We start from the raw sequence: 8,898 nt of genomic DNA on the forward strand, positions 1-8,898 counted from the left end.
GCTTGAGGGCGAAAAATGCCGGGTAGACGGGCGTTGCCGGCACCTCTCGCCTCTCGCGCCTCTCGCGTTCAGGCCAGCGCCATGCCCGCGCTGCTGCGCGTGCGGCGCAGGCCCGTCCATTGCAGCTCGGCCAGCACGACCACGCACAGCGCCTGCGCCAGCACCCAGGCAATGCCCAGCGCAGTGACCGCGAACATGCCGCTCACCAGCAATGCAATGCAGGCCACGGCCCAGCCGAAGTTGCCGATAATCACGAGCCCGATCAGCGTGCGCGGTGGCGTGGCGCGGGTGGCCATGAAGGCGGCGAGCGCGGCATAGGCCAGCAGGAACACGCCGGTGCCCATCAGCAGCGCTGCGGGCAGCCCGGTGAGCGCGGCCAGCGCGTTTGTGAATGCCACCTGCAGCGCACCGGTCGCGGCGCAGGAGGCGGCGTCGGCCCACATCACGTTGGGCAGGAAGCGGGGGGAAGCGAAGACGGACATGTGGATCTCCTTGGGGTGGGTACGCCGCAAGCCAGTCCTGCCGCGTTGGAGCCAATGATTCCGCGGAGCCTGCATCGCGTCGATGACCTGGGAGGTCATGGCGCGGCGCCCCCACCGCGCCAGAATGCGGGCCATGAACACCACCCGCAGCACCCATTCGTCCAAGGCCAGCCAGCCCGGCGCGCGAGATCCGTTCGGCGCGCACCTGCGGCACTGGCGCACCCACCGGCGCCTGAGCCAGCTCGACTTGGCGCAGGAGGCCGAGGTCTCGACCCGGCACCTGAGCTACGTGGAAACAGGGCGCGCCGCACCCAGCCGCGAGATGGTGCTGCGCCTGGCCGAGCGGCTGGAAGTACCGCTGCGGGAGCGCAATGCGCTGCTGGTGGCCGCGGGCTTCGCGCCGATGTACCGCCAGCGCTCGCTCGACGACCCGGCGCTGGCTTCGGCGCGGCGTGCCGTCGATCTGGTGCTCAAGGGCCACGAGCCCTACCCCGCGCTGGCCGTCGATCGCCACTGGAACCTCGTGGCCTACAACGCGCTGGTGCCGATGCTCATGGCCGGCGCGGCGCCCGAGCTGGTGGCGCCGCCGGTCAACGTGCTGCGCCTGAGCATGCACCCCGGCGGCCTCGCCTCGCGCATCGCGAACTTCGCGCAGTGGCGAGCCCACCTGCTCGAGCGGCTTCAGCAGCAGATCGCCGCGACGGGCGATGCGGTGCTGCAGGCGCTGCACGACGAGCTGGAGGCCTTTCCCGCTCCCAACGCGAGCCACGACGCGCCGAAGGCCGACACCGACCTCTCCGGCGTCGTCGTGCCCTTTCAGCTGGTCACGCCCAACGGGGTGCTGAGCTTCATCAGCACCACGACGATCTTCGGCACCCCCGTCGATGTCACGTTGCAGGAACTGGCGGTGGAGTCGTTCTTTCCGGCCGATGCGCAGACGGCTGCGGCGCTGGCGGAAATGGCGAAGCAAGCGGCTGGATGAGGTTGCCGCCCTTGGCCTTTTGCGCGGATGGGCCTTCGAAGTCGTCCACCTGGATGACCTTGTCGGCGGCGCGCAAGTAGGCCAGCGCGAGTTCGGGGTCAGGCGCCGACCGAGCAGCCTCTTCGAGCGAATTCGTGCGGCGCAGCACCTTGTTGAGCGCGGCCGTCGTGTCGCCGAGTTGCGCGCCCAGCTCCATCGCATGCATCAGGTCGCGCAGGCCCCCGGCCGCCGGTTCGCTGAGATCGGGCGCCAGGCGCTCGACGATGCGCGGATTCGCGCGCAGCAGGTCCGCGAGTTCGATGAGCTGCACATCGCGCAGCGGCGCCAGGTGTGCGGTGCGGCGCAGCACCAGCGCGCCGATCACGCGCCGCCCGGCCGTCGGCAGATTGGCGTAGAGATCGCGCAGGATCTTGCCGGCCTCGTCCAGTTGCAGCCGGATCGCGGCCTGCGCGAACGGCAGCAGCTCGGGCGCCGCATCGACCCGGTACCGCCACACGCATGCGCTCGCCAGGTACAGGTGCGCGAGCACGTCACCCAGGCGCGCCGACAGCAACTCCATGCGCTTGAGCTTGCCGCCGAGCATTCCCATCGCGAGGTCGGCGGTGAGCGCGTACTTGGCGCTCATGCGTGCGATGAGCCGCGCCTCGCGCTCGAGTTCATCGGGCGGCGTGCCCAGCACCGGCGCACCGAAAAGGCTGTGCCAGAGGTTGACCATCACGTGCTTGCCATGGGCGATGAGGGCCTTGCCGAGCGCGGTTTCGTCGTTCGCCTGCACCGCCGCCATTTCGTCGAGCACATGCGGATGGCAGCGCACCGCCCCTTGCCCGAACACGATGAGCGCGCGCGTGAGGATGTTCGCGCCCTCCACCGTGATGGCGATCGGCGCCTGCCGGTAAGCCACGCCCAGCAGGTTCGAAGGGCCCGAGATGATGCCCTTGCCGCCGAGGATGTCCATGCCGTGGTTGACCGCGCGGCGCCCGGCCTCGGTCAGCTGGACCTTGAGGATGGCGCTCGCCACGCTGGGCCGCTCGCCCTTGTCGAGCGCGGCGGCCGTGAAGCGGCGCGCGGCATCGCTCGCGTAGAGCTCGGCCGACATCTGGGCGACCAGCCCCGCAATCGCGTGGAACTTGCCCACCGGCAGGCCGAACTGCTCGCGGATCTGCCCGTAGCCGTTGCTCACGTACAGCGCCGTCTGCTGCATCGACGAGCCGAGCGCGGGCAGCGAGATGGCGCGGCCCGCGGCCAGGCACTCCATCAGCATGCGCCAGCCCTGGCCGACCTGCTTTTCGCCACCGATGATCCAGTCCATCGGCACGAAGACCTGGCGCCCGTGGATCGGGCCGTTCATGAAGGCGCTGTCCATCGGGCGATGGCGCCGGCCGATCTCCATGCCCTGGTGCGGCACGGGGATCAGCGCGCAGGTGATGCCTAGCTCGCGCTGGCCTTCGGGCCGGCTCTCGTCGACGGCGTGGAAGGCCAGGCCCACCACCGTGGCGACCGGCGCGAGCGTGATGTAGCGCTTGTCGAAATCGACCAGGAAACCGCGCGTCAACCGGCCGTTGAACTCGCGCTCCACGATCACGCCGCGATCGGGAATCGATGCCGCGTCGGAGCCGGCATAGGGCGAGGTCAACCCGAAGCACGGCAGCTCGCGGCCATCGGCCAGGCGCGGCAGGTAATGCTCCTTCTGCGCGTCGGTGCCGTAGCGCAGCAGCAGTTCGGCAGGGCCGAGCGAGTTGGGCACCATCACCGTGACGGCCGTGGCCACGTTGACGGTGGCGATGCGCGCGACCACCGTCGCATGCGCGTAGTGGCCGAAGCCGAGGCCGCCGAACTCCTCGGGAATGATCATTCCGAAAAAGCGCTTCTCCCGCAGGAAACGCCACACCTCGGGGGGCAGGTCGTGTGCCTGGTCGATGGCGTGGTCGTCCAGCATGTGGCACAGCATGCGAACCTCGTTGTGCAGGAAGGCCTGCTCGCGTTCGGTGAGCTGGTTGGGCCCCATCGCCGTGAGCACATCGAAATCCGGACGGCCTGCGAAGAGCTGGCCCTCGAACCCCACGGTGCCGGCCTCCAGCGCGGCGCGCTCGGTGTCTCCCAGCGGCGGCAGCGCCTTCGAGAAGGGCTGCATGGCCCATCGGCCAATCAGTGAAGCCAGAGGCATGGGGTCTCCTTCGCCGCGACGGATGCGCGGATCGAGCCCATTCTTGGGTCGCGCCTCGCCTGCGCGAGGCCGGCCAAGGGCGTCCGTGCGTGTCGGATTCGGGCGCGCCCGGGGCGCTGGAGGAGGCCCTGGCTCCCCTGGCTAGCGGCGCTTGGGTGCCTGGCCGGCGGGCGCGGCCGGTGCGGCGGACGCCGGCGCTGCGGCAGGCGCCGACGGGTCGCGCCAGCCGTATTCGACGTAGCGGCGGATCACGAGGCAGCCCGGTGGCGAATCGATCAGCGAGACCGACGAGGTCGGCTCCTTGTCGTCGGTGTAGACCGCGTAGATGGGCAGGAGGCGCGTCATCTTGTAGTTCTTGAGTTCCTGCTCGGCCACGCTCGCGCAGGTGAAGGGCGCGACCGAGATGCGCTCGGCCGACACGGTGCAGCTACCGCTGTCGCCGGGAATCGCGGTGATCGAGGCCGCCACGCCGGCGTTCGGGTACTGGATGCCGACCAGCGAGAACATCGGGCCTTCGTCGGGGCGCTTGCGGTCCCAGTCGAGCAGAACGTCGTGGCCACGGCTGCCCTGCACGGTGAGCGTCGCGAGCCGGGTGATGGCGGGCAGGCAGCGCTTGATGCCCACGCTGGTGGCAGCGCGCGTGAGCGTGTCCTGCGGCGGCGCGGCCGGCGCCTGGGGCACCAGCACGCCTTGCGCGAGTGCGGTGCCGGCCAGGGCCCAGGCAGCCACGGCAGGCAGGAGCCGCGCGAACCGTTGTGTCGATGTTTTCATGCGGTGTCTCTTCCTCGGTCTCTCACGCGTAGAGGTTCTCGATGGCTGCGGTGTAGATGCGCACGTTCTCCTCGCCTTCGGGGTCCAGCTTCGCGAGGAGCCGGCGCGCGCGCTCGCGGTAGGCCGGAAGGTTCGCATCGTGCTCGGCAAAGGCCTGCTGCAGCGCGCGGCCGCCCTCCTCGCAGTCGAAGCCGTGGTAGCGGTAGCCGCAGTCGCCGATAAGGTGCGAGTTGTGGACGAGCGGGTAGCCCCCGTAGAGCGCCTCGTAGTAGAGGTAGTTCTGCGCGTTCTCCCAGTGGTGCGCGAAGACTGCATCGACGTTGCCCGGCAGCACCTGGTACAGCGGAAACCGCCCCTCGAAGGTGGCCAGGCCGTGCTGCACGATGTCCAGGCTCTGCGCAAAGCCGACGAAAAGCGGCTTCTCTTTCAGGTGGAAGCTGTTGTAGACCCACACCCGCTCCAGGAGCCGCGGCTGCGCGCGGTGCGCTGCCTCGCAGCCGAGCATGGGGATGAAGCTGGTCTTCACCATGCAGATGTTGGGTTCGAAGATCGCGACACGCCAGCGCTTGCGCCCGGGTTCGTAGTCGAAGCGCTTGCCGCTGCCGTCGTCGTTGGTTCCGGCGCGTGCCATGGCCTTCTGCAGCACCATCGGGCTCCACAGGTGCGGCATCAGCCGCACCGGGGCGCGGAAGGTACTGGCGAAGTACGGCTTGCACGAGACTTCGTACTCGGGCAGCGTCCACACCTCGTCGTAGGGCGCGCCCGAGACCAGCATGCCGTGCGGCTTGTCGAAGATCATCCGCTCGATGTCGATCACGTAGTCGTTGCCCACGCGCATGGAGACGATCTTGCCGCCCCGCGCCTTGAACGCTTCCGACCACTCGCGCGCCAGCTGCGCGCTCATCTCGATCATGAGATCGAGCTCCTGCGCGGCGGTCGCCATGTCGATGATCGGCACGGGCGAATCGGCCAGGAAGTTGGTGGCGTCCGCCGGGCCGCCGTCGCCGCCGCCCGCCACAAGCACGGTGCTCGCCACTCGCGGCGAGCGCATCAGCAGCATCACGAGGAACAGGCAGTTCTGGTAGACGCCGTTTTCCCAGAGGCTCTGCTCGCCCTTGCGGATGAAGATGGAAACGCCGACCCTGAGCTTCCCGGGCATGGCGGTGGACGATGGGTTGTTCTGCGTGTTCTGCATCGCTGCGCTCATGCGGCCCTCACGCCATCGGCCCGGAATGCGGGGTCGCCGCCCACGAGGTGCAGCAGGCGCTGCGCATAGCCATCGATGTTCGCCTCGGCGAGCGGATCGATCGCATCGAACATGCGCTGGCTGCGTGCGCGGTAGTCGTCCAGTTGCGCATCGTGCCCGCGCACCGCCTGCAGCAGTTGCTCTGCGCCGGCGGCGATGTCGAAGTCGGGGTAGTAGTAGCCGGCATCGCGCAGCCACGGCGAGTTGTGCACGAGCGGATAGTTGCCGTACAGCGCGTCGAGGTAGCTGTAGTTCTGGTCGTTCTGCCACTGGTGCGACACCACCGCATCGGCAAACTGCACCATGAATCCCGCGAAATCGTGCCGGCCATGGAAGATGGCCTTGTGCTGGCGCACGATGTCCAGCGAGTTGGCCATGTAAAGCATCGTCGGATGGTCCTTCAGGTGCAGGGTGTTGAGCACCTGCATCGAGGCAAGGGCGTTCGGGTCGGCACGGTAGGCCTCGTCGCAGATCAGCATGGGCACGCTGCTGGACTTCACCACCGAGATGTTGGGCTCGAAGATCGCCACGCGGAACCCGGGCTGCTCCGCGCTGCGCGGCGTGTAGCCGAACCGGTAGCCCGACGCCTCGACCTCGGCCACGCGCTGGGCCAGGAACTGCGGCGACCAGAGGTAGGGCACCTCGTGCACCGGGCGGCGGTGCAGGGTTCGCATCATCGGGGCAAAGACCGCATCCTTGGGCAGGAGCCACACCTCGTCGCAACGGTCAGGCTTGCTGAAGTGGCCCTTGTCGCTGAACACGATCGGCTCGGCCAGCGCCACGAAGGGCTGTCCCACGCAATGAAAGACCGAGCGCCCACCGCAGGCGCGGAAATAGGAGAGCCACTGCACGTCGAGGGCGCCGGCCATCTCGATGACCACGTCCAGCGCATCGGTCAGCTCGCGGGCGCGGCCGAACGCAAGGCCCATCGCGGACAGGTCGACCTGCGGCGGCATCGCCTGCTGGTCGCCCGCATCGACGAGCGTGACGGATTCGACGAAGTCGATGCGTTGCAGCAGCCGGGCCAGGAACAGGACGTTCTGCCCCATTCCGTTTTCCCAGATGTTCTGCCCCGCGTGGGTGAGGACTGAAATACCTATGCGCATGGGGGTGAGTGTGTACCAAAAAAAATGGCTCCCGCACCATCGGCACGGGAGCCACGTTGCTGACGCAACGCCGGTTCAGTGGCTTATTTCCACTTCCAGCCGATACCGGCGTTGACGCCCCATTCCTTGCCGGTGGTCGAGAGACCCGCGCCCCAGGACATCTTGCCGTCGTCCGACAGCGCCTTGAAGGTCAGCGCCACGGCGCTGTAGCCCTTGTAGCTGCCGAAGCCCACGCCCACGGTCTTCTCGCCCGGGTAGAGCGTCGGCAGGTAGGTGCCCGACATCGCGAAGGCCATCGCGGAGCCCGAGTAGGCGATGCGCGCCACGTCGCCGACCTGGCTCTGCACCTGGTTCAGCTGCTGCACGTTGACCGCGTCGTTCGGCAGGATGCCCGGCGCCACGTTGCTGATGCGCGTGCCGCCCGGTGCCTGGCCCGCACCCAGCGTGATCTGGTTGTAGTTGACCGTCCCGTCGGGGTTGGTCGCGTACTGCACGCTGCTGGCCTTGGCCGATGCGGCGGCTGCCTTCAGCTGTGCGACGTTGGTCGCATCGCTGTCGGCCGAGCCGGCTGCAACGCCCGTGATCTGGCGGAACTGGCCGTTGGCTGCGTCGCCCACGGACACCGCGGCCTGCGTGCTGGTCGTGGCCCGGATGGCCGCTTCCTGCTGCGCATTCGCGCTGCCGGGGATATAGCCGGCCGCGCCTGCCGCGGTCGATGCCACCGAGCCCGAGCCCAGTGCGACGCCGCCGCTTTGCTGCACCACCGCGCCGAAGCCGATCGCCGTGCCCTTGGAGACGTTCTGCGCCTGGCTCAGCGGCGTGCCGCCCGCATCCGCGTTGTCGCCCAGCGCCACGCCGCCGCCACCTGCACGGGCGTTGGCACCGATGGCCTGCGAGCCCGTGGCCAATGCGCCGGTGCCGATGGCAATGGCGTTGGCACCCGTCGCTTGTGCGCCGAAGCCCACCGCCACCGCACCGTCGGCCGTCGCCTTCGCGCCGTTGCCGGCGGCGAAGGAGTTGGCGCCGCTGGCCAACGACTGCGGGCCGATCGCCACGGCTTCCGCACCGCTGGCCACCGAATCACCGGCCGTCGAATTGGCGTGGAAGTACTTGGTGCCCTTGTCGTTGATCGTGTTGACCGTCGTGCTCAGGCTGCTGATGCTGCTTGTGGCGGTGCTCAGCCCTGTGGAGGTGGAGCTCGACAGGCTCGCGATGCCGCTGGTCGCGCCGCCCACGCTGGTGGACAGGCTGGCCAGGTTGCTGTCCGTCGTGCTCAGGCCGGTGGACAGGCTCGAGATGCTGCTGGTGGCAGTGCTCAGGCCGCTCGACGTCGAGGTCGACAGGCTGTTGACGTTGCTGTTCGTCGTGCTCAGGCCGGTCGACAGGCTGTCGACGCTGCTGGTCACGGTGCTCAGGCCCGTCGACAGGCTGTTGATGCTGCTCGTGGCAGTGCTCAGGCCGCTGGACGTGGAGGTCGAGAGGCTGTCGACGCTGCTGGTGACCGTGCTCAGGCCGGAAGACGTCGAGGTCGACAGGCTGTTGATGCTGCTCGTGGCGGTGCTCAGGCCGCTCGAGGTGGAGCTCGAGAGGCTGCTCACGTTGCTGTTCGTCGTGCTCAGGCCCGTGGACAGGCTCGAGATACCGCTGGTGGCGGTGCTCAGGCCTGTGGAGAGGCTGGCGATGCCGCTGGTCGCGGTGCTCAGGCCCGTAGACAGGCTGCCGATGCCACTGAACGCGGTGCTCAGGCCGATGGAAAGGCTGCCGATGCCGCTGGTCGCAGTGCTCAAGCCCGTGGAGAGGCTGCCGATGCTGCTCGTTGCCGTGCTCAAGCCGGACGACGTGGAGGTCGAGAGGCTGCTGACGGTGCTGTCTGTCGTGCTGAGGCCGGTCGAGAGGCTCGAGATGCCGCTGGTGGCGGTGCTCAGGCCGGACGAGGTCGAGGTGGACAGGCTGCTCACGCTGCTGTTGGTCGAGCTGAGGCCGGTCGAGAGGCTCGAGATGCCGCTCGTCGCCGTGCTCAGGCCAGACGAGGTCGAGGTGGACAGGCTGCTCACGCTGCTGTTGGTCGAGCTGAGGCCAGTCGAGAGGCTCGAGATGCCGCTCGTCGCGGTGCTCAGACCGCTGGACGTCGACGTCGACAGGCTATC

At 68.7% G+C, this 8,898-nt stretch carries 8 protein-coding genes; 2 read left to right on the forward strand and 6 right to left on the reverse strand.

Going from position 1 to position 8,898, the window contains the following annotated elements:
* Window positions 1-68: 68 nt before the first annotated feature.
* On the reverse strand, window positions 69-482 hold the full coding sequence (locus RT97_RS30310) for a hypothetical protein (RefSeq protein ID WP_042582556.1): 414 nt from the start codon (window positions 480-482) through the stop codon (window positions 69-71).
* 133 nt (window positions 483-615) lie between these two features.
* On the opposite strand from RT97_RS30310, the gene RT97_RS30315 reads away from it, so the two are divergent.
* A complete protein-coding gene (locus tag RT97_RS30315) occupies window positions 616-1,464 on the forward strand; it encodes a helix-turn-helix domain-containing protein (RefSeq protein WP_042582557.1) in 849 nt (282 codons plus the stop codon).
* Here the strand turns inward: RT97_RS30315 and RT97_RS30320 are convergent.
* The 5 genes from RT97_RS30320 to RT97_RS32230 all read right to left on the reverse strand — a co-directional run bounded on the left by RT97_RS30320 (window position 1,370) and on the right by RT97_RS32230 (window position 8,157).
* Window positions 1,370-3,628 (reverse strand): acyl-CoA dehydrogenase, encoded by a 2,259-nt coding sequence (locus RT97_RS30320; protein ID WP_042582558.1) that lies wholly within the window; start codon window positions 3,626-3,628, stop codon window positions 1,370-1,372. The genes RT97_RS30315 and RT97_RS30320 overlap by 95 nt on opposite strands.
* A 141-nt stretch (window positions 3,629-3,769) precedes the next feature.
* The gene (locus RT97_RS30325; RefSeq protein WP_042582559.1) at window positions 3,770-4,399 is read right to left on the reverse strand and encodes a hypothetical protein; all 630 of its coding nucleotides are present in this window, start codon (window positions 4,397-4,399) and stop codon (window positions 3,770-3,772) included.
* A 22-nt stretch (window positions 4,400-4,421) separates the two neighbouring features.
* Window positions 4,422-5,606 carry a DUF2827 domain-containing protein gene (locus RT97_RS30330; RefSeq protein WP_253278343.1) on the reverse strand — a complete coding sequence of 395 codons (1,185 nt, stop codon included), beginning with the start codon at window positions 5,604-5,606 and terminating at the stop codon, window positions 4,422-4,424.
* Entirely contained in the window at window positions 5,603-6,751 is a 1,149-nt protein-coding gene (locus RT97_RS30335; protein WP_042582561.1) for a DUF2827 domain-containing protein, read from the reverse strand. Before RT97_RS30335 ends, RT97_RS30330 begins: the two co-directional genes overlap by 4 nt.
* Window positions 6,752-6,834: 83 nt before the next feature.
* On the reverse strand, window positions 6,835-8,157 hold the full coding sequence (locus RT97_RS32230) for a YadA-like family protein (RefSeq protein ID WP_253278344.1): 1,323 nt from the start codon (window positions 8,155-8,157) through the stop codon (window positions 6,835-6,837).
* On the opposite strand from RT97_RS32230, the gene RT97_RS32890 reads away from it, so the two are divergent.
* Window positions 8,105-8,898: hypothetical protein (locus tag RT97_RS32890; protein ID WP_155403939.1), on the forward strand; the 794-nt coding region annotated here is incomplete at its 3' end. The two genes, RT97_RS32230 and RT97_RS32890, sit on opposite strands and share 53 nt — an antisense overlap.

Source organism: Variovorax paradoxus (assembly GCF_000834655.1).
Lineage (GTDB): Bacteria > Pseudomonadota > Gammaproteobacteria > Burkholderiales > Burkholderiaceae_C > Variovorax > Variovorax paradoxus_F.